Origin of the sequence: Sporosarcina aquimarina (assembly GCF_023715615.1) — a bacterium.
In the GTDB taxonomy this organism is placed as follows: Bacteria; Bacillota; Bacilli; order Bacillales_A; family Planococcaceae; genus Sporosarcina; species Sporosarcina aquimarina_A.
Window position 1 is genome coordinate 236634 of the sequence record NZ_JAMBOM010000002.1, and the last position, 21559, is coordinate 258192.

A 21559-nucleotide genomic window follows, 5' to 3' on the forward strand; every position below is an offset into this window, starting at 1 on the left:
ACTGATTTCCATCAAATAGATAATTCTTTAGATAACGTATACATATCTTTCTCAAATTCAGAATCCCCATCAAATACCCGTGCTAAATCATATTCGATGACCTGATGATTTTTCATTCCAATCGCGACTGTGTTGCCACCGTTTTTCAGTGCTTCGACAGCGCGCGCACCAAATTGACTAGCAATAACACGATCCCTAGCAGATGGAGAGCCGCCACGTTGAATATGGCCTAATACAGAAACGCGTGTATCAATGCCTTCTTCTGTACTTAATTTCTCAGCAAGCAAAGAAGCAGACATCACTCCTTCTGCGACAATAATGATACTGTGTTTTTTGCCACGATGCGTTCCTCGTCTCAAACGGTCAAGAATATCCGGTAAATCATACGTTTCTTCAGGGATGAGGATGGTCTCTGCTCCACCTGCAAGGCCTGCCCAAAGAGCCAAGTCCCCTGCATTACGTCCCATCACTTCTACAATGAAGGTCCGCTCATGTGAAGTTGCTGTATCTCTTATTTTGTCAATTGCATCAATGACTGTATTCAGTGCTGTGTCAAAACCAATTGTAAAGTCAGTTCCGTTAATATCATTATCAATTGTAGCTGGAACACACGCACAAGGAATACCAAGTTTCGATAATTCTAGTGCCCCTCTAAACGAGCCGTCTCCCCCAATTACTACAACGCCTTCAATTCCATTCAATTTGAGCTGTTTGAGCGCTTTTTCACGTCCTTCAATTGTAGTGAACTCCGGACAGCGAGCGGAACGTAACATAGTGCCCCCACGTTGGATAATGTCACCTACGGATCCAAGTTGTAACAGTTCAATTTTCCCGTCGATCAAACCTTGGTATCCATTGTAAACGCCAGCGACTTCGAGTCCTTCATAAATCGCTTTTCGGACGACAGCTCTTACGGCCGCATTCATACCTGGTGCGTCTCCACCACTTGTTAATACAGCGATTTTCTTCATCCGTATACCCTCCTTACAGTAAAGTAGAATCATACAAATTACTCAGAAAACACACCGATCTTTCTGAATTTATCATAACGGTCTTGAACAAGTCTGTCAGCATCGAGCTTACTCAACTCGCTCAGAGCTTTTGTTAAAACTGTTTTCATATTTTTTGCTTGTTGTTTCGGATCACGGTGTCCTCCACCTAATACTTCAGGAATGATTTCATCAATAACATCCATCTTCAACAAGTGCGGAGCAGTAATTTTCATTGCTTCTGCTGCCTCTTTCGAATACGCAGAGTCTTTCCAAAGAATCGAGGCTGCGCCTTCAGGGGAAATGACCGAATAAGTAGAATGCTCAAGCATATAAATGCGATTTGCTACTCCTAATGCTAAGGCACCACCACTTCCCCCTTCTCCTATAACAATAGAAATAACAGGAACAGTGAGACTTGCCATCTCTACAAGATTACGAGCGATTGCTTCACTTTGACCTCGCTCTTCTGCTGCGCGCCCTGGATAGGCACCTTTCGTATCAATCATACAAATAATCGGCCTGCCGAATTTTTCAGCTTGTTTCATCAACCGTAATGCTTTTCGGTACCCTTCTGGATGAGGCATTCCGAAGGTACGCTTTACATTTTCTTTTGTGTCTTTACCACGTTGATGACCGATAATTGTAACTGGTTCACCTTCAAACGAACCAATTCCACCTACTATCGCAGCATCATCACCGAATGCGCGATCGCCATGAAGCTCAATGAAATCTTCAAAAAGCTCTCCAATGTAGTCATATGTCGTGGGACGCTCAGGATGACGCGCCACTTGTACACGTTCCCATGTCTCCATGTTGCCATATATATCGTTTTCCAACTTTATCAAACGATTGTTCAAGTTCCGAATCTCTTCAGACAAGTCTACTTCGTTCGTTTCAGTGAACTCTTTTAGTTCCTGGATTTTTTCTCGTAATTTTATGATAGGTTCTTCAAATGACATGTTTTTTTTCATTGTGCTGCTTCCCCCTTCGTATGCAGTCGGATAATGCGAGAAAGCACATCCTGCAAGTCTACACGATGGACGACTGCATCCAACTGACCATGGGCAAGTAGAAATTCAGCCGTTTGGAAGTCTTCAGGTAACTTTTCACGTACAGTTTGCTCAATAACCCGGCGCCCTGCAAATCCAATAAGTGCTTTTGGCTCTGCAAGATTAATGTCGCCGACAGATGCAAAACTCGCCGAAACCCCACCCGTAGTTGGATAGGTCATTATAGAGATATATAAAAGTCCTTTTTCTGAGTGACGGTTTAATGCAACACTCGTTTTTGCCATTTGCATTAGGGAGAGAACGCCTTCTTGCATACGAGCACCACCGCTCGCAGAAAAGATAAGCAGTGGAATTCCGAGCTCTGTCGCTTTTTCGACCGCTCTCGTAATCTTTTCACCTACAACTGATCCCATGGACCCCATACGGAAATGAGCGTCCATGATAGCGATTGCCACTTCATTACCGCCAATCTTGCCTGTACCGGTCAGCACAGCTTCGTTGAGTCCTGTTTTCTCCGCGTCTTTTTTTACTTTTGCTGTGTATGCAGGAAATTCTAATGGATTTTCAGTTACAAGATGATCATCCATGGACACAAACGTCCCTTCATCCATTAAGGAGTCAATTCGTTCTTGTGCTGTCATTTTGAAATGGAAATCACATTTAGGACAAACTTTAAGGAGCTTGCCTAATTCTTTTGTCGGTTCAACGTGCTTACATTCTGGACATTTCGTCATAATTCCTTCAGGTACATCGCTCTTAGACTTTGCATTTGGCATGATTGCCTGTTGTTTTTTCACATTTGTAAATAAGTCCCTTAGCATTCGTGTTCGCCCCTTCTTTCACCAATGACAATGTCAAGCCAGTCCTTATACCGCATAACGGCTAGATGGCTATTACCGTTCATCATCTCTTTAAGTAAATTCGTTGCAACTTCTTTTTCGTCTTCCGCCATAGTTTCATGATACGGAACGCGGCTATATTGTTTCAACAAAAACCAAATCTTTAATGACAAGCGATTTCCTGAAACCACTACAATCTCTTGCAACAATTCTTCCCTTATGATTGGCTCTGTCCCTCGCAGTTTAACTAAAAAACTTCCCCAAACAGGAAGCGTTCTTCGTTCGGGATCATTGGAAATACATTCAATTGCTGCTTTTTCATGAATTCGCCGCGTATCATCCACAGACTTTAATGATTGTGGATTTTGCATGATAAACGTGGAAAGAATCTCCACTAATTGATGCTTTTTATAGTCCGCGAGAAACGTTCCTTCTCCCCTTCTTGTTTCAATCAGTCCAAGAAGTTCAAGACTTCGGAGTGCTTCTCGAATTGTGGATCTTCCTACTTGTAACCGATCCGCTAGCACACGTTCAGAAGGTAGCTTATCCCCAATGACAGCACCTTCTTCTTTAATAATTGTACGCAGATCCGCAACAATATCCAAAAATCGTTTCGATGATGGACGAGAGTTTTCCATGTCCAAACTCCTTTTTATGCTACATTCTTAAGTGGTCAGACCACTATCCTTTATAAGCATACAAAAAAGCAAGCCTGCCGTAAAGTGATATCCGGAAATCTATTTCAATTGTATAGGGAGATGGTACCTTCACTATCTTTCAAAAAATAACCTATAGAGACTCGTTTAATCTGTAACAATCTCCTGAACAACAAGCTGAGGTTTGCCATTTCTCACTTCCACCGTACCTCGAAACACGAGTAATGACTGCTCTTTCAGCTCACTGCTACAGATCGCATATTGTTTAGGAAATAACGTACACGAGATCTCGCCAGTCTCATCCTGTAATTCGAGAAATGCCATCGCTTCTCCTTTTTTTGTCCGAATTCGCTTCACTTCCAACACCATCCCAGCCAGTACTACCTTAGTTCCTGATGTTTGTTCAAGGGCGTCTGCAATCTGATTCGACTTAGTAGTTAGTTGCTTTTTATAAGAAGCAATTGGATGTTCAGATAAGTAGAACCCAAGTATTTCTTTTTCATAGTTAAGTCGTTGCAAATCAGACATCGTTCCGCCTGGACTATATTTAGGACTCGCCATCCCTTTCATCATCCCTGCGAGCAAGTCTGTTTCATCAGAAGATGGTCTAACAAAGAGCGCATGTTTTCGTGCAGCTTCGATTGTTGCGAGTAACACTTCACGTGTTTGACCGAATTCGTCCAACGCACCAGACTTCACAAGTGGCGGAATTGTTTTTTCAGTGAAGTTTTCTGCCCCAAGTGCAACAGACAAGTCAAACAGCGTTTTCAGCGTCACTTCCTGCTGACGCGCTCGTTGCAGGGTTGTATAAAATGGATAACTGATACCTTTTACTGCGCCCAAACCAAGTCGGATAGAACCATCTTCAGTTGTTGCTGACCAGTTACTTTTTGTAATTGAAGGACCTAGGACAGGGATTCCCTTCGCTTTCACTTCACGAATAATTTCCATTGTTTTTTCCGGGGAACCCGCTAACACCGATAGGCATCCAGCATAAAAATACTCAGGCTTGTTCGCCTTCAAGTAAGCGAGTTGGTAGGATATCAACGAATAAGCAACCGCATGACTCTTCGGGAATCCATAATCAGCAAACTTTACAATTAGCTCGTAAATATCACCTGCGATACTTTTAGGGAAACCGTTTCTCTGTGCACTTTCTGTAAAATGGATGCGTTGCTCCATCAGTACATCTCGTTTCTTTTTACTGATTGCACGTCGTAACAAGTCCGCTTCCCCTAGAGTAAATCCTGCGATTTGAACGGCAATCTGCAAAATCTGTTCTTGGTAAACAATAATGCCATATGTCTCTTTTAAAATCGGTTCCAGAGCGGGATGCATGTAATGAATTGGCTCCTGCTCTTTCTTCCTTTTACTATAAAGAGGGATGTTTTCCATTGGACCCGGTCGGTATAAGGCATTTATGGCATAGATATCTTCAAAAGCATCCGGTGAAATGTCACGTAACGCTTTACGCATGCCAGGTGATTCAAACTGAAAAACTCCTAACATGTCCCCTTTTCGAAACAACTCCAATGTCCGCTCATCATCCAGTGGAATTGTCTCAAGTGATAGGTCCTCTCTTGTAGCAAATCGAATCAGTTTACGTATCCTGTCGAGCAAAGTCAGATTACGCAAGCCAAGAAAGTCCATTTTCAGAAGCCCAGCTTCTTCCGAGTCATTCATAGCCCACTGTGTTAAATAGATGGAATCTCCACCACTTTGTAACGGAACGGTTTCAACGAGCGGAGTTGGCGAAAGTATGACCCCCGCAGCGTGTGTAGATGCATTTCTAGGTAATCCCTCTAAAGCGAGAGACACCGTATACCACCGAGCGCGCACTTCATCTTTTTCGATCCATGTTTGCAAATGTGATGATTGGCTCACTTTCTCATGAAGAGTTTTCCCAGGAGTATCCGACAACATTTTGGATAGCAACGTCATATCTTCGTTCGAAAAGCCAAATACCCTTGCTGTATTTCTCGCTACAGATTTAGCTGATAACGTACCGAACGTTATTATTTGAGCGACATGTGCCTTCCCATATTTTTGTGCAACGTACTCGACAACTTCCATTCTTCGTGTATCCGCAAAATCGACGTCAATATCCGGCATGGTCACTCTGCTTTTATTTAAAAACCGTTCAAAAATCAACCCATATTTCAAGGGATCTACCGCAGTGATTCCAAGGGAGAAAGCAACGAGTGATCCCGCAGAGGACCCTCGTCCAGGTCCAACTTCAATATCCTTTTGTTTTGCATAAGCAATGAAGTCTTCTACGATCAAAAAATAATCCTGATACCCCATTTCTACGATGACCTCTAATTCATACCGAAGTCGCTCCTCGTATGCGTGGGAAATCTGATTAAATCGTTTTTGCAACCCATTCCTGCAATGGATTTCAAGCAGTTGTGCTGCCGACATGTTCTCACCAACCGGAAATTTTGGCATGAGTAAATGCTTCTCTGGCAACTGGACCTTGCATCCAACTAACATGTCTGCCGCCTGCTCAAGCCAATGCTCTTTACCTACAAACCATCGTTCCAACTCTTCTTGCTCAGGGACGTAGGCGTCTATGTATAGATTTTCGGGACGCGCTGGATCATTCAGTTTGTAGCCATCGCGAATCGCTTGTGCTGTTTCGAAACTGAAAGCGTCTTGTGGCTCGATGAACCTAGCTTCACTGCATGCAACAATGCTAAGTTTTTCTGAATTGGCCAGTTGTTCAATGGCAGTTTCTTCAGGATGTACAGCTCCAGCGGGTCGTGCGATGCCTATATGCAAACTTTCGGTTTTGCATTGCATTTTCAAGCGTTGGATTGTTTCTTCAGTTCGAATTTCGTTCCAAGAGGGGTCTGTAAGCGGGAAAATGACGGTACAGTTCGCAGTATAGGATTTCAACCATTTCTCAGGTAAGTTTTCAGCTTCACGTGTTGCAACAGCACTACTTATTTTTAATAGCTGACGAAAACCCTTTTCGTTTTTAGCATAAATGTAGCATAGTGGCGTTTCTCCAGTTGGTAGTTCTATCTTCACGGAAAGCCCGATGACTGGGTGAACGCCATACTTTGTCATGACTTTCCAAAAAGAACGGATTCCAGAAAGAGTCGAATTCACGATTGCAGCCGAAACAGCCCCTCTTCTTTGCAGAAGAGGAGCCAATCGATCGAGCTTTATAATGCCGTTAAGTAAATCGGCTCCTGTTATAATTTGCGGATAAACAAGCTTCATTGTCTATCCCTCCATTCACTAGTTACATGCACATAACTTTTGTACTTTCTGAATTACTTCATCGGCTTCTTCCCAAGTTCTTACAGAGGCTCCTGCAGCAAGTGGATGTCCGCCGCCCCCATATTCAGCAGCCAAATCATTGATAATAATTCCTTTGGAACGCAATCGGACACGAATTTGGTCCGTTTCTTCGACAAATATTAACCAAGCACGAATGCCTTTGACATCTCCAAGTGAACTTACGAGAGAAGACGTTTCTTCTGCTTTTACATCAAATTCATCCAAGATTGTTTTTTTGAGTTTAATAAAGGCAGCTCCATTTTCATCTATCGTGAAGTTTTGATAAACGTACCCTTGCAAGTGAAGCAGATTTCGTTCCACCTCGTACATCCCTGCAAAGATTTGCTGTCGGTCAAAGTTGTATTTGATTAGTTCACTAGCAATTTCAAACGTCTTACCAGTTGCGCTTGGATACATGAATCTTCCTGTATCGCCGACAATTCCAGCAAATAGGAGTCTTGCAGATTCATCTGGAAGCTGCCATCCTTTAACGTCTCGTCCTTCAGCAAATAATTCATAAATCATTTCCGAACAAGAACTTGCATCTGTATCAATCCATAATACATCCCCATACGGATCCACATTCGGATGATGGTCGATCTTAGCTAAAAAGCTTCCTTTTGAGTAGGACTGTCCATCTACCCGCTCGGTGTTTGCTGTATCTGTCACAATGACTAACGCACCTTCATACATGTCATCGGATACAGAATCTTGTCCAGCTAGAAATGACAACTGGCCGTCATCACTTCCTGTCGCGTAGACATTTTTGTCCGGATAATTCGCTTCTATGAGCTTCTTTAAGCCTACTTGTGACCCAAATGCATCCGGATCGGGGCGGACGTGCCTATGAATAATAATGGTGGAGTACTGCTCAATTGTGTCAATGATTTGTCTTTTCATTTTCCATTTCCTCCGATATTTAAAGAATTACGGTCGCATTTAAGTAATAAAGCCGCTACAATAGAAGAAGTGTTGGATTCTTTTGGAGGGCTATGCTGTGAAGACTTTTAATTTTATACTTGTATTCTTTATTATTGCTTCGGCAGTATTCTATTTTTACTTTAAAACTCGACAGTTCCGGACAAGCCAGGTATTCCCGATTCGCAAAAAGATGTTTTCATCGAAAGCAGGAATGTTTTTAGGACTTCTGCTAGTCTTTTTCGGAATCAACCAACTGTTACTATTTGGAGGGGTTACGACTTACGTGATTTCTGGAATCTTCATCATACTTGGAGGCTATGTATCCATCTTTAACTGGAAAGCCGTTCAGTATTACAACCAATTTGTGGACGAAGAAGCAGAATTGAACAAGCGCTGATGCCCGTGCATCAGCGTTTTTTTATCGCTCCAACAACTGATACGTAACTAGTGATTTACCGATCATTTCACCTTCTGCATACAACGAAATTTCCATCTTCACGACTCTACGACTCATGTGCAAAATTTCAGGTTTCACCGTTACCTTACTTCCAAGCTGGACATGTCTCATAAAATAGATTGATAAATTTTCAGGAACACTTTCTCCACGCTTATAGAGCTTGATGGCACGGTTACCAGTTTCCGCTAGCAACGTAGTCAGTGCACCATACGACAAGGAGCCCAGCTGATTGGTCATCTGTGGAATCACTTCAAAAATTACGTTTTGAGGGTTTTCCGTATCAGAGTGCATTTGGTTTTTCACTATATCATCAATGGTTTGGCCATGCTGTGGCTGCCGTTGAGCTAATTGAAAAGCTTTGAGAACATCTTGTCGGCTTATGACACCATCTAACAAGCCGGTTTCAGTCACAACAGGTAGCAAATCGATTCCTTCCCACACCATAATGTGACCAGCTGAAGCAACACTCATCTTTCCAGTCGCTGTAATCGGTGAGGCTGTCATGACCTTTCCAAGCGGTTCAGATTCCTGTCTCCCAACGACATCTTTAGACGTGACCATACCTACTACTTTTCCATTACGCTCAATGACCGGAAACGCTGAGTGGGAAGTTCTTTGGCTCAATTCATTAAATTGACCAACCGTCTCTTGGATGAACAACGTAGAAGTATTTGAAAGTTGGTGCTGGATATCTTCTACGAGAAGGATATCCTTCTCAATCATCTGATCCGATATTGCCCGATTGAGCATGGTTGCAACAGTAAACGAGTCATAACTTGTCGTAATGACCGGCAAATCGAGTGAATTTGCAAGTTTTTTCACTTCATCTGTCGTATCAAAACCACCTGTTACAAGAACCGCTGCCCCTTCGCTAATCGCTAATTGGTGTGCTTTTTGACGATTTCCCACAATGAGCAAGCTTCCTGCGTCAATATAACGTCGGATATCATCCAGTTGCATCGCACCAATCAGGAATTTAGTCAGAGTTTTATGTAAGCCTCCGCTACCACCTAATACACTACCATCCACAATATTCACAACTTCAGCAAACGTCAGTCGCTCAATATTCTCTTTTTTCTTCTTTTCGATGCGGACTGTACCGACACGCTCGATTGTATTCACAAGTTTGTTATTTTCCGCTTCCTTAATCGCTCGGTAAGCTGTTCCTTCACTCACAGTGAGCGCTCTTGCTATTTGCCGTACTGAAATTTTCTCACCAACAGCGAGATCTTCAATGTGGCGCAAAATCTGTTCATGCTTTGTCGACATTGCATTCACCTTTTTCTATGTATGCCTTTCTTCAGTTTACCATAAATCCATAAAAAATAACCGAGCTGAAAGAGATTTATCTCACCCAGCCCAGTTAACTCAAATCCGTTTCACATCCCCTGCTTTCATCACAAGTACTTCATGGTTCTTCACAAGTTTTTTGAAGTCTTCAGGGTCTTGCACGATTGGTGGAAAAGTATTGTAATGTATTGGCACTGTCAGCTTCGGAGAGAGAAGTTCCACCGCATGTGCAGCATCTTCAGGCCCCATTGTAAAGTTATCACCTATTGGTAAAAAAGCGATATCAATTGGATGACGCTTGCCGATTAGCTCCATATCTCCAAATAGAGATGTATCCCCTGCATGGTAAATTGTTTTACCTTCTGCCATAAACAGGATTCCTGCAGGCATTCCCATATAAATCAGCTGTTGGTCATCTGTTGTATACGATGAGCTATGAAATGCTTTTGTAAACTTCACCGTTCCAAAATCGAACTCACAAGCTCCTCCAATGTTCATGCCGTGTGTTTCTAGACCTTGCCACCCGAGCCATACCGCAAGTTCATTAGGCGCTACAACTAATGCCCCACTCGCCTTTGCGATTTCAATCGTATCGCCTACATGATCATTGTGTCCATGTGTCAATAAGATGACGTCTGGTCTTTCGTTCGCCACAACTAAATCCGTTAACTCATTTCCTGTAATATAAGGATCGATTAAAATCACCTTGTCGTTTGTTTTAATCTTAACGATTGAGTGTCCGTGATATGAAATTTCCATTGAATTTGACACCTCCACTTTTTGTTCTATCCTTTTTATCAATTCGTGAAACCATATGTAAACCCTCTTTTTTTGGTATGATAGATAAGTGAATTAAGGAGGATTAATCATGACAAAACTTAAAACGATTCAACAGTATTTACAGGACAACAACGTAGATGCGGCATTTGTAACCACACCGGATAACGTATTTTACGTATCAGGCTTTAGCAGTGACCCTCACGAGCGGCTTCTAGGTGTGATGATTTTTAAAGACGCAGAACCTTTCATCGTCTGTCCACTCATGGAAGTTCCAGATGTGAAATCTGCTGGCTGGACATTTGGAACGGTCGGTTACGAAGACACAGATGACGCTTGGGAGTTTGTGCAAGCTGAAGTGAAACGCAAAGTGAGCGAACTCAACACGATTGCAATTGAGAAATCACATCTTACCGTCGAGCGTTTGGAACGTATGGAAGAACTCTTCCCATCAGCCCAATTTTCACGTTTGGATGAACAATTGAATACAATGCGGAGCCATAAGGATGAATCCGAACTCCAATTACTACGTGAAGCTGCAAAACTAGCAGACTACGCGATTGAAGTCGCATGCGAGAATATTGCGGAAGGTGTCACTGAACTGGAACTTCAAACTGCAATCGAATTTGCGTTGAAGAAAAAAGGTGTCCAGAAGATGTCGTTTGATACAACCGTTTTATCAGGCCCGAAAACCGCATCTCCACACGGAACTCCTGGAGAACGTAAAATCCAAAAAGGCGATTTTGTTCTAATGGACCTGGGGGTAGTGCATAAAGGATATTGTTCAGATATTACTAGAACGGTTTCGTTTGGCGAACCATCTGCTGAACAGCTGAGTATTTACGAAGCTGTACGTTTTGCCAATCAAGCGGCAATCGATCTTGTAAAGCCAGGCGTACGGGCAAGTGACCTTGACAAAGCCGCACGCGAAGTAATCACGAAAGCCGGATATGGAGAATACTTCACTCACCGTTTAGGACATGGACTCGGAATTTCTGTTCACGAATTCCCTTCAATCCATGGAGCGAATGACTTCCAGCTGGAAGAAGGTATGGTTTTCACAATTGAACCAGGCATCTACAACTCTGCAATTACTGGCGTTCGTATTGAAGATGATGTCGTCGTAACTGATGATGGTATCGAAGTATTAACGAAGTTCCCGAAAGAGCTCAAGATAATTAAGTAAATAGAAGAAGCAGAGGCTTAACTTACAGCCTCTGCTTCTTTGTTTATAGTATTCTTATCGACTCAACAAAGATTGAGCAGATACATATTCGATTGCCTGCGCATCCGAAACGGCTTGATACGTCAAGTAACCTTCTAACGTGTTAACTCCTTTTAGCAACGCGTCGTTGTCCAAGCAAGCCTGCTTGTATCCTTTGTTCGCAATTTGTAGTGCATAAGGAACCGTCACGTTTGTAAGTGCCATTGTGGATGTACGTGGGACTGCACCTGGCATATTTGCAACTGCGTAGTGTACCACACCAAACTTTTCATATGTTGGGTCGTCGTGCGTTGTAATGCGATCGGAAGTTTCAAAGATTCCACCTTGGTCAATCGCGATATCTACAAGTACAGAACCTGGTGACATCGATTTAACCATCTCTTCGCTTACTAGTTTAGGTGCACGAGCTCCAGGGATCAGCACACAGCCAATTACTAGATCCGCATCTTTAACAGACGTTGCAATATTAAATGGATTCGACACGAGTGTTTGAACGTCATCTCCGAACAGTTCATCCAGTTGACGAAGTCGTTCTACAGACAAATCAAGGACAGTGACACGAGCTCCCATACCAATCGCAATGCGGGCTGCGTTTGTTCCAGCTTGTCCTCCACCAATAACAGTCACGTTTCCACGTTGAACACCCGGCACGCCTGATAATAGGATTCCTTTTCCGCCTTCCATCTTCTCCAAGTACTGAGCTCCAATTTGAGTTGCCATACGTCCAGCTACTTCACTCATCGGTGCGAGAAGTGGCAACGAACGATTTGGTAATTGTACCGTCTCGTAAGCTATCCCGATTACTTTATTGTCGAGTAATGCCTTAGTTAACTCTACTTCTGAAGCAAGATGCAAGTACGTGAACAAAATGAGACCTTCACGGAAGTAACCATACTCTGATGAAACTGGCTCTTTTACTTTCATGACCATTTCTGCTGCCCATGCTTCAGCTGCAGTCTCAACAATTACCGCTCCAGCTTCACGATACTCTTCATCCGTAAAATTAGAGCCAATTCCTGCTGATGTTTCGATTAGCACCTCGTGTCCCGCTGATTTCAAGTTGAATACTCCAGCTGGTGTCATTGCGACACGATTTTCGTTGTTTTTTATCTCTTTAGGTACTCCAATACGCATAGTTATTCCTCCTCAATGAATGTGTCCGGCTGTCCAGTATGTACCGTTCAAACCTTTTCTCAATAAGTGTAGCAGATAGTTTCCTATTTTGCCGTACTTTTTGCATCGATAAACAAATATTTTTAATTTGCCGATTTTTGATGGTAAAGCAGGAATTATTAAGAGATATGTCGTATAGTACCTATAGAAGTATAATTTTAAAGTAGGAGTGTGGTAACGATGTCATTAATATATAACCAAATCATTGTTGCAGTAGATGGATCTAAAGAGTCTGAATGGGCGTTTAAAAAAGCAGTAGAAATTGCTAAGCGTAACGACGCTACCCTGAACCTCGTCAACATCATCGACACACGTTCTTACTCCGCTGTAGAGGCGTATGATCGTTCAATTGCTGAGCGGGCTCAATCTTATGCTGTAGAATTGCTTGAAGGATACAAAGAGCAAGCAGCAGCTGCTGGATTGACTCACGTGAATGTTATTGTGGAATATGGTTCACCTAAAACAATGATTCCTAGAGAGATCCCTAAAAAAATCGAAGCGGATCTAATCATTTGTGGGGCAACTGGATTAAACCCAGTAGAGCGCTTCCTAATCGGTAGTGTATCAGAGAACATTGTACGTTCTGCAAAATGTGACGTACTTGTAGTCCGTACATCCGAAAGCGAATAATCAAAAAGAAAAAGCGTCCCTTTCACTTGGAAGGGACGCTTCAGACTGTAGACAAACTCCAGTAATCACGGGGTTTGCCTACAGTCTTTTTCTTTTACAATAGTATTAACCAAAAAAAGTTGATTTCCGCTGCGAGCGGACGCTTTCCGAGGGGCTTGCTCTCAGCCGCTTCCCTCGCTTTGCTCAGTCCAGGGTCTTCGAGCTTCGCTGATCCCTCAGGAGTCGCCGCTCTCCGCTACAATCAACGGAATCTCCCAACTATCAAATGAGGTGATGGAATTGATGCCGAAGAATCAAGTTAATGAACGGGAACAGATGGAAACGCTTACAATCGAACAGTTAGTTCCACAAGACCATCTGGTTCGTAAATTAGATGCAGCAATTGATTTTTCTTTCATTTATCCATTAGTTGAAGATCTATATTCATTATTTGGGAGACCCAGCATAGATCCAGTTGTACTCATTAAAATGACATTCATTCAATATACCTTTGGTATTCGCTCGATGCGTCAGACCATCAAAGAAATTGAAACCAATATGGCCTATCGCTGGTTTCTTGGATTCGGTTTTCACACAGTGGTTCCTCATTTCTCTACGTTCGGAAAAAACTACGTCCGCCGTTTTGCAGATACAGATTTATTCGAACAGATCTTTTATCAAGTACTAAAGGAAGTCGCAGATCGTGGGCTACTTAGCTCGGAACACGTTTTTATCGATTCGACACACGTGAAAGCAAGTGCAAACAAACGGAAGTTCCAAAAGAAAGTCGTCCGTAAAGAGAGCAGAGCCTATGAGCAAAAGCTTCAAGAAGAGCTCAACATAGATCGTGAGAAGAACAGGAAGAAACCATTTCCACCAGAGAAGTTTGAAAAGGACGTTCATAAAGAAATCAAGGAGTCTACAACGGATCCGGAAAGTGGCTACTATGTAAAAGATGAGCGAACAAAGCAGTTTGCTTATTCCTTTCACGCAGCCACGGATGAACGAGGATTTGTACTCGCAAATATCGTTACTCCAGGTAATGTTCACGATAGCAATATGCTTCAACCGCTGGTCCAGAAAATTATCGATAAGGTAAAACGTCCACTGGCTGTCGCTGCCTATAAGACACCAGCAATTGCAAACTTTCTCCTAGAAAATCAGATATTGCCGGTGCTTCCTTATAAACGGCCAATGACATAGGAAGGCTTCTGCAAGAAAATGAGTACGTCTATGATAAGCATTTCGATTGTTATCTTTGTCCAGTAATCAATCAGTGTACGAGAAGTAAAAATCAACAAAAACTGATTCAGCGTCATATCTGGCAAGACTATCTAGATGTAGCAGAAGACTTGAGACACCATTATGAAATCAAAGAAATATACGGAAAACGCAAAGAGACGGTTGAACGAGTCTTTGCCGACGCCAAGGAGAAGCATGGTATGCGATGGACAACCTTGAGGGGACTTAAAAAAATGTCTATGCCGGCGATGCTTACTTTCGCTGCCCAAAATCTGAAGAAACTTGCCAGCTGGACATGGATCCCACCTGTAAGGGAAAATGCACATACATATGGAATGGCCTATGGGACATCGAGTTGATTGGAGAGCAGGGCGGCGACTCCTGGGGGATCAGCGCAGCGCGAAGACCCCGCAGGAAAAGCCGTAACGAAGAACGGGTTTTGCGAGCATAAGCACAGCGTTGGGAGCACATCTTTGCTTTCAAAGCGACGAGGAGGCTGAGGGCAAGCCCCCTGGAAAGCGTCCGACCGGAACGGAGATCAACGGCTCTTGACCAGTTGCAGATTTATACGAACAAAAACTAAAAGGGTTGGAAATCATTTCGATTTCCAACCCTTTTGTCTACAGTCTGAAGCGTCCCTTTCACATGGAAGGGACGCTTTTTACTTACTTCTTATTTTCTTTTGCCCAGTCTTCCATCTTGTTAAAGAAAGAAATCATCGCTTGCTTGTCCGTCATATCTGGAACGGTAGCGAGCAATACATCTGGTGTTGGCATCGCTTGTTCGGATGGTTTTTGTAAAATCAGTAAACTTTTTGACTGGGCGGCATTCTTAAATAGTGTTTGTGGCAATTGTAGAACCGCACGAATCATCGTATGTTTCTTCAAATACGTGTGCAATTCACCTGATTGTGCAGACTCAAAAAGTGAAGACGGAACAACGAATATACCATATCCTTCTGGCTTTAGATGATGAATCGTTTGTTCAATGAATAAATGATGAGCGTATGCATGTCCTTCAGCAGGCATCATTTCAAAATTCAACGCATTTTCATCATCTGGATAATAGCCGACAGGTAAATCACATACCGCCAAGTCAACTGGATCTACGAGTAACGGGCGCAGTGCATCTTGTACATAAATTCGAATGGGTTGTTCCATTAGATCCGCACCTGCGACGATCAATCTCGCCAATAATTCATCAATTTCTACAGCGACAGCAGAAGCTGGCACTTCCAGTGTATTCATAACAGTTAGTAGTAAATTACCGGTACCCGCTGCTGGGTCTAGCAACTCCACTACTTCTTTTTGAGGTAGAAGAAAACTTGAGATACGTGCAATTAGCATTCCAATCGCATCCGGAGTCATCTGATGGTGTGGCTGAACGTTTTGTCTCATACCTTTTAAAATCGCAAGTTGTAATCCACGTCGAATTTCCTCTTTGGTGACATCTCCTTGAAGTTCAGGACTAGCCTTTCCTTCTACCCAATTTTGACACGCTACGATAAGCTGTTCTAAGTAAAGTGACTCATCTTTACTAGCAGCTTCATCTAAATATGTGAATAGTTGTTCTGTATTTGTTTTCATCCTTATCCCTCTACTTCCTTCTTTTCGATCCGTTAACCTGCTCAACAGCCGCCATGAAAAACCCATCCGACAGCCGGATGGGTTTTCTGCAGGCTACAGCTACCTAACAATTACGCCTTCAATTTCTCCACAGCTTCCAAAGCCTCTTGGTAGTCTGGATGATCGGTTACTTCACTCACGTACTCTGAGTAAGTAATAGTGTCATCTTTATCAATAACAAAAATCGAACGAGCAAGCAAACGAAGTTCTTGTATCGCCACTCCGTATGCCTCTCCAAACGAAAGTTCTCGGTGATCCGATAGAATCTGGATATTTCCGATTTCTTCTGTAGAACGATAGCGTGCTTGAGCGAACGGGAGGTCAACGGAAATCGTCATTACTTCCACACCGTCGCCAAACTTTCCAGCCTCTTCATTGAATCTATGTGTTTGTTTAGAACACACGCCCGTATCAATTGAAGGAACAACGCTTATTAAACGGATCTTCCCTTTAGAATCATCAAGCGTCACCGGTTGAAGATCATTTGCTAATACTGTGAAGTTTGGTGCTTTGTCGCCCGCTTTCAGCTGTTTTCCGACCAATGTAACAGGATTATTCTTGAATGTGATTGAAGTCATTAAGATTCTCCTTTCCGTATCCATCTATCTTACAAGATAGACTGATCGCCTTGCAACTGGCGACTCTCATCGACTTGTACTGTTGTAGCTGTATTCCGTTTCTCATAAATTTGCTCGTGAACGACTTCAGTATCCGCAAACAAGTCATGCAATGCTTCTTTACGGGGCATGAAGATGACAAGTAAATACGGAATTAGCAGCGTTTTTGAAATATAACGGCCGATGACTTCACGGAACAAGAGAGTTGCCCAACCAAGTGGCTCTCCAGATTTTTTTACGACTCGGATTCCCATAATCATTTTCCCTGCTGTTTGGCCGAAATACTTTGTCATGAGCAAGAAGTACGCGAGAAATAATATGAGTAAAATGATTTTGTAAGGGCTGTATAACAAAAAAACGGGATCCTTTATTGGATAGTCCACAACCCGAAAGATTGGTTTTACTAACAAACCACTGATTGCTCCGACAATAATAATATCAATCAGATACGCCCAAAAACGGATCCAAAACCCCGCTGGTTTCTTCATGTATTCTTGCTTTTGTGTGACTATAGATTGTTGCTCTATCGGTTCTTGGTTCAATCGGGTTTCTTCTACTCGTTCTACCGGCTGTTCCATTTGTTCAGACATTATGTCAACACCTCCCCTTACCGTTCACCATACAAATACATCATGCGCGGTGCTTGATAGTCAGTCAGAAGTTTTTGGATCAACTCTGTTTCCGCATTTTTCTTAAACAATCCAGAGACACTCGTTCCGAATAACGATGAAAAGCTATCTGTTGGAGTATATTCAAATACAGTAGGGTTATTAAACCCTTGTTCTGTGATTAATGCATCGACGACATCAGGTAATTTCCCATAGTCATCTGCAAGACCTGACTCAATCGCTTGACGACCATTCATAATTCTTCCATCTGCTACTTTTTTAACATCGGCAACGGACATACCGCGCCCATCTGCTACGATCCCCACAAACCTCTCATAAGAATCGTTGATCATTTCTTGTAACATATCCCGTTCTGCTTTTGTCATCTCACGGTTAGGACTCATCATATCTTTGTACGGTCCTGTTTTAATCGTATTAAAATCAATACCAATTTTGTCAGCAAGCTCCGCGTAATTTAAACTTTCCATGATCACACCGATTGAACCTGTAATCGTTTCCGGGTGAACAAAGATTTTATCAGCAGGGGCTGAAATATAATAGCCGCCAGAAGCCGCCATTGACCCCATCGATACATAGATTGGAATATCTCGATTTTTCTGGATTGCGACGATCTCATCATAAATATCAGATGACTCCACTACTCCGCCACCTGGAGAATCTACGTGCAAAACAATACCTTTTATTGTTTCATCTTCCTGAATATCAGCGAGCTGAGTCAAGAGACTTTGGTGATTGTATCCTGCCGCAGCAAACGGTGATGCAGGTCCAGTGTCTTGAATCACTCCACTTACGTCCAATATTGCTATGCGTTCATTTGAATCACCTTGGTCCAATACTGTTTCCTCGTAGGTTGCACCTGTCATTGCAAAGCTATCTTCAAAAAGAGCGTTAAAATCTCTAGTGAATATGTACGATAGCGAGTTAACACCGATTGAAACAACGACTAAAGCTGCGGCCGAAATGAGTGCAATCCATCGTTTCGTTGACATTTCAAATTCCTCCTTTAGTTCATACTACGTGTACGTTCTACCAAACAGAATGTTTCATCCAATTTAAGATTGGTGTGAAGATTCCTGTTTTTGAAGACGAACCAGCGCTCTTTTGTTTCTTACATAACGAAGTATTTCGGGTACTGTGAACACTAATAGTGCCATCCATATGAATGCAAAACTGAGCCATTCAAACTTACCAAACGATTCTCCGTAAATAGCAACTCCGATGATTAACATCATCGTTGGAGCGATATATTGAAGAAAACCCGTGACGTATAGCGGTATGGAAGGTACGCCTTTCGCAAAAAAAACTAACGGTAAAGCTGTTGCAATACCTGTTAAAACGAGCAAGACAACCGTCAATAGATCAGTGTCCATTATAACAGCATCTCCTGTTGAAAAAATCAAGATATAAGCAAGAAGTGCAACAGGTACTGAAAATGCCGTTTCAATTGCAAGCCCTCTTGTCGCATCTAGTTTAATATATTTTTTAATAAGTCCATATAACGCAAATGTGAACGCCAATACAAATGAAATCCAAGGGAAAACACCATAATGGAACGTTAAAATTGTAACTCCCACTGCCGCTAAAACGAAAGCCACTTTCTGATGGCGATTTAAAGACTCTTTCAAGAATATAATTCCTAACAGTACAGAAACTAACGGATTTATGTAATAACCGAGGCTCGCTTGTACGATAAAGTCATGGTTTACTGCCCATATATACGTAAACCAATTGATTGTTACGAGAAACGAAGCGGCACAGAGACTCCAAAATTGCTTTTGCGTCTGCCAAAGTACTTGAATGTCCGTCAACAACTTTTTACCTTGCCCCATAATTAGGATAGCCAGAACAGTTAAGAGGAAAGCCCAGATGATTCGGTTCACTAAAATTTCTCCGCTACTCACGTGATGCAGACTTTTCCAGTAAATCGGCATGAATCCCCACAGTACGTATGCGGTGAACACCCAAAGTGCTCCTTGTTGTTGAGTTTGCAATTTTTTCACCCCTTTTGTCAGCATTTAGCTGCACGAAATATCTCTCAATTATACGGGGGCATGTTAGCAAGGTAAAGTCTTTAGCAAAATAAAGGACTGAGATAATTAAAATCCCAGTCCAAATCATTACATAGCCTCTTGCTTTCGAAGTTGGACGCGCATGATTTTACCTGATGCGGTCTTCGGCAGTTCATCGACAAATTCAATTTTCCGGGGATACTTGTATGGTGCTGTACATTGTTTTACATGATCTTGCAATTCTTTCACTAGGGAACTATTTTCTTTATCAGAGGGATTCCTTAGGACGATGAAAGCTTTAACTACAGTTCCCCTAACCTCATCCGGACTTCCGATGACTGCACATTCCTTTACAGCAGGGTGATTCGTAAGGGCATCCTCGACTTCAAATGGTCCGATTGTATAACCAGAACTAATAATAATGTCATCTCCACGGCCTTCAAACCAGAAATAACCGTCCTCATCTTTCTTCGCCCGATCACCTGTAATGTAATAATCGCCTCGGAACTGCATGGAAGTGCGTTCTGGATCTTGTAAGTATTCCTTGAACAATGCAGGGGTTGAAACGTGGACAGCGATGTCTCCAACTTCTCCCACTTGAGCAAGTTCTCCATTGTCATTAACAATTTCCACACGATTTCCTGGGGTTGGTTTCCCCATAGATCCTGGTCTAGCATCCATTCCGACCATTGTCCCTACTAATAATGTATTTTCAGTTTGTCCATAACCATCTCTAACTTGAAGAGAAAATACTTTTTCAAATATATCGATGACTTCTTTGTTCAACGGCTCCCCTGCAGATACAGCACTTCGCAATGAGGACAAATCATAACTGCTCAAGTCTTCCGCTTTCGCCATGAATCGGTATTCTGTAGGGGTACAACACAATACATTTACTTGATATGTCTTGATCATATCCATGTAAGTTTTCACGTCAAATTTCCCATTGTATACGAGGCCAGTTGCACCACTTCCTAGAACTGCAAGGAACGGGGTCCAAATCCACTTTTGCCAACCTGGCGCCGCTGTAGCCCACACCATATCTCCCTCTTGTATACCTAGCCAGTTCTCACCTGTCGTTCGTAGGTGAGCATATCCCCATCCGTGAGTATGTACAACGCCTTTTGGCTTACCTGTAGTTCCAGAAGTATACGATAAGAATGCCATATCATTTGCTTTTGTGGACGCCGCCTTGTATTTCACGGGTGCATGAACCATTTCTTCCGTTAAAGAAATGGTCCCTTCATCTGCCTTTCCTACTACAAACAAAGTGACATTCTCAATACCACGCACTTCAGTCAATTGACTTGTAAAGGCTTCATACGCAACAATTGCTTTGGCTCCACTATGTTCCAATCGATATTCAATGTCTGATGCACGTAACATTTCTGATGAAGGAATGACTGCTATTCCTGCTTTTAAAGCTCCTATATAGGCAACATACGCTTCAATTAACCTTGGAACCATCACTAATAGGATATCTCCCTTTTTCAACCCATTCGCTTCATAGACAGTAGCGGCACGATTTGCGTCCTCCATTAATTCGTCATATGTATAGTCTTTTTGATTTCCTTCTGAGTCGACGTAAATTAATGCTTTTTTATTTGTACCATCTGCGTATTTTTCAATTTCAGATACGATATTATAGCTTTCTGGTGCTAACAACTCTTCTCTCTTCATGTTGACTCCCCCTTTTTAACAGTATAGTCAGTATACATCTAAAATTTATTCAATTCAAAAATAAATAGAAAGTCATGATAAAAAATTTTCTTCACATACTAAAAAACTGTCCCCACTTTTGGGGACAGTCCAATCAGTTACTTATTTTTGGTAACCGTTCATTTGTTGTTGAGCTTGACGTACCAATCGCTTTGTAATTTCTCCGCCTACGGAACCGTTGGCACGCGATGAAGCGTCTGCTCCAAGCTGAACTCCAAATTCTGATGCGATTTCGTTTTTCATTTGGTCAAGCGCTTGTTGTACACCTGGTACAAGAAGTTGGTTTGAATTGCCGCTGTTTGTGTTTGCCATGTCGATGTCACCTCCCTTGTGAACATAGAATGTACCGTTTGGGAAAATTCATGCACAGAAAGGAAATGGTAACTTTTTCATATTTTAAAATGATCTAATCGACAGCTTATGAAACGCTTCCGTTCGGCACTTTCAAACAATGTTGTACAACCGATAAGACAGAAAAAAA

Annotated in this window: 19 protein-coding genes and 1 pseudogene; 4 read left to right on the plus strand and 16 right to left on the minus strand. The window is 42.4% G+C overall.

Going from position 1 to position 21559, the window contains the following annotated elements; translation table 11 throughout:
* Positions 1 to 11: 11 nt before the first annotated feature.
* The 6 genes from pfkA to M3197_RS08225 form a co-directional block, all read right to left on the minus strand.
* Positions 12 to 971 (minus strand): 6-phosphofructokinase, encoded by a 960-nt coding sequence (gene pfkA, locus M3197_RS08200; RefSeq protein WP_251660554.1) that lies wholly within the window; start codon positions 969 to 971, stop codon positions 12 to 14.
* A gap of 38 nt (positions 972 to 1009) precedes the next feature.
* On the minus strand, positions 1010 to 1963 hold the full coding sequence (locus tag M3197_RS08205) for an acetyl-CoA carboxylase carboxyltransferase subunit alpha (RefSeq protein ID WP_251660556.1): 954 nt from the start codon (positions 1961 to 1963) through the stop codon (positions 1010 to 1012).
* Positions 1960 to 2823 carry an acetyl-CoA carboxylase, carboxyltransferase subunit beta gene (gene accD / locus M3197_RS08210; protein ID WP_251660558.1) on the minus strand — a complete coding sequence of 288 codons (864 nt, stop codon included), beginning with the start codon at positions 2821 to 2823 and terminating at the stop codon, positions 1960 to 1962. The genes M3197_RS08205 and accD overlap by 4 nt, the downstream gene beginning before the upstream one ends.
* Positions 2817 to 3479, minus strand: coding sequence for a FadR/GntR family transcriptional regulator (locus M3197_RS08215; RefSeq protein ID WP_251660561.1), 663 nt, complete (start codon positions 3477 to 3479; stop codon positions 2817 to 2819). The genes accD and M3197_RS08215 overlap by 7 nt, the downstream gene beginning before the upstream one ends.
* 165 nt (positions 3480 to 3644) lie before the next feature.
* Positions 3645 to 6725 carry a DNA polymerase III subunit alpha gene (locus tag M3197_RS08220; protein WP_251660563.1) on the minus strand — a complete coding sequence of 1027 codons (3081 nt, stop codon included), beginning with the start codon at positions 6723 to 6725 and terminating at the stop codon, positions 3645 to 3647.
* A gap of 18 nt (positions 6726 to 6743) precedes the next feature.
* On the minus strand, positions 6744 to 7685 hold the full coding sequence (locus M3197_RS08225) for a DHH family phosphoesterase (protein ID WP_251660565.1): 942 nt from the start codon (positions 7683 to 7685) through the stop codon (positions 6744 to 6746).
* 97 nt (positions 7686 to 7782) lie between these two features.
* On the opposite strand from M3197_RS08225, the gene M3197_RS08230 reads away from it, so the two are divergent.
* On the plus strand, positions 7783 to 8103 hold the full coding sequence (locus tag M3197_RS08230) for a YtpI family protein (RefSeq protein ID WP_251660566.1): 321 nt from the start codon (positions 7783 to 7785) through the stop codon (positions 8101 to 8103).
* 21 nt (positions 8104 to 8124) lie between these two features.
* Here the strand turns inward: M3197_RS08230 and M3197_RS08235 are convergent, their stop codons facing one another.
* Positions 8125 to 9432 carry a DRTGG domain-containing protein gene (locus M3197_RS08235; RefSeq protein WP_251660569.1) on the minus strand — a complete coding sequence of 436 codons (1308 nt, stop codon included), beginning with the start codon at positions 9430 to 9432 and terminating at the stop codon, positions 8125 to 8127.
* 99 nt (positions 9433 to 9531) lie between these two features.
* The gene (locus M3197_RS08240; RefSeq protein WP_251660571.1) at positions 9532 to 10212 is read right to left on the minus strand and encodes a metal-dependent hydrolase; all 681 of its coding nucleotides are present in this window, start codon (positions 10210 to 10212) and stop codon (positions 9532 to 9534) included.
* A 109-nt stretch (positions 10213 to 10321) separates the two neighbouring features.
* Here M3197_RS08240 and M3197_RS08245 point away from each other — a divergent pair, with 109 nt between their 5' ends.
* Positions 10322 to 11416, plus strand: a complete 1095-nt coding sequence (locus M3197_RS08245) for a M24 family metallopeptidase (protein WP_251660573.1) — start codon at positions 10322 to 10324, stop codon at positions 11414 to 11416.
* 54 nt (positions 11417 to 11470) lie between these two features.
* On the opposite strand, the gene ald is transcribed toward M3197_RS08245, so the two are convergent.
* Positions 11471 to 12589, minus strand: coding sequence for an alanine dehydrogenase (gene ald, locus M3197_RS08250; protein WP_251660575.1), 1119 nt, complete (start codon positions 12587 to 12589; stop codon positions 11471 to 11473).
* A gap of 219 nt (positions 12590 to 12808) precedes the next feature.
* Between ald and M3197_RS08255 the strand changes: the two genes are divergently transcribed.
* Both M3197_RS08255 and M3197_RS08260 read left to right on the plus strand, forming a co-directional pair.
* Positions 12809 to 13258: a universal stress protein gene (locus tag M3197_RS08255; RefSeq protein ID WP_251660577.1), complete on the plus strand. Its 450-nt coding sequence runs from the start codon at positions 12809 to 12811 to the stop codon at positions 13256 to 13258.
* A 279-nt stretch (positions 13259 to 13537) separates the two neighbouring features.
* Positions 13538 to 14838, plus strand: a pseudogene (locus M3197_RS08260) (IS1182 family transposase).
* Between the two features lie 306 nt (positions 14839 to 15144).
* On the opposite strand, the gene M3197_RS08265 reads toward M3197_RS08260, so the two are convergent.
* The 7 genes from M3197_RS08265 to M3197_RS08295 form a co-directional block, all read right to left on the minus strand.
* A complete protein-coding gene (locus tag M3197_RS08265) occupies positions 15145 to 16065 on the minus strand; it encodes a class I SAM-dependent methyltransferase (protein ID WP_251660578.1) in 921 nt (306 codons plus the stop codon).
* A 110-nt stretch (positions 16066 to 16175) separates the two neighbouring features.
* Positions 16176 to 16682: a thiol peroxidase gene (gene tpx / locus M3197_RS08270; RefSeq protein ID WP_251660580.1), complete on the minus strand. Its 507-nt coding sequence runs from the start codon at positions 16680 to 16682 to the stop codon at positions 16176 to 16178.
* A 29-nt stretch (positions 16683 to 16711) separates the two neighbouring features.
* Complete coding sequence (locus tag M3197_RS08275; protein WP_251660582.1) at positions 16712 to 17311, minus strand: RDD family protein; 600 nt, start codon at positions 17309 to 17311, stop codon at positions 16712 to 16714.
* Positions 17312 to 17328: 17 nt separating this feature from the next.
* Entirely contained in the window at positions 17329 to 18339 is a 1011-nt protein-coding gene (sppA, locus tag M3197_RS08280) for a signal peptide peptidase SppA (protein WP_251660584.1), read from the minus strand.
* 63 nt (positions 18340 to 18402) lie between these two features.
* A complete protein-coding gene (gene rarD / locus M3197_RS08285; protein WP_251660586.1) occupies positions 18403 to 19341 on the minus strand; it encodes an EamA family transporter RarD in 939 nt (312 codons plus the stop codon).
* A gap of 126 nt (positions 19342 to 19467) precedes the next feature.
* The gene (gene mbcS / locus M3197_RS08290) at positions 19468 to 21039 is read right to left on the minus strand and encodes an acyl-CoA synthetase MbcS (RefSeq protein ID WP_251660588.1); all 1572 of its coding nucleotides are present in this window, start codon (positions 21037 to 21039) and stop codon (positions 19468 to 19470) included.
* Between the two features lie 141 nt (positions 21040 to 21180).
* Complete coding sequence (locus M3197_RS08295; protein WP_025786089.1) at positions 21181 to 21390, minus strand: alpha/beta-type small acid-soluble spore protein; 210 nt, start codon at positions 21388 to 21390, stop codon at positions 21181 to 21183.
* Positions 21391 to 21559 lie beyond the last annotated feature (169 nt).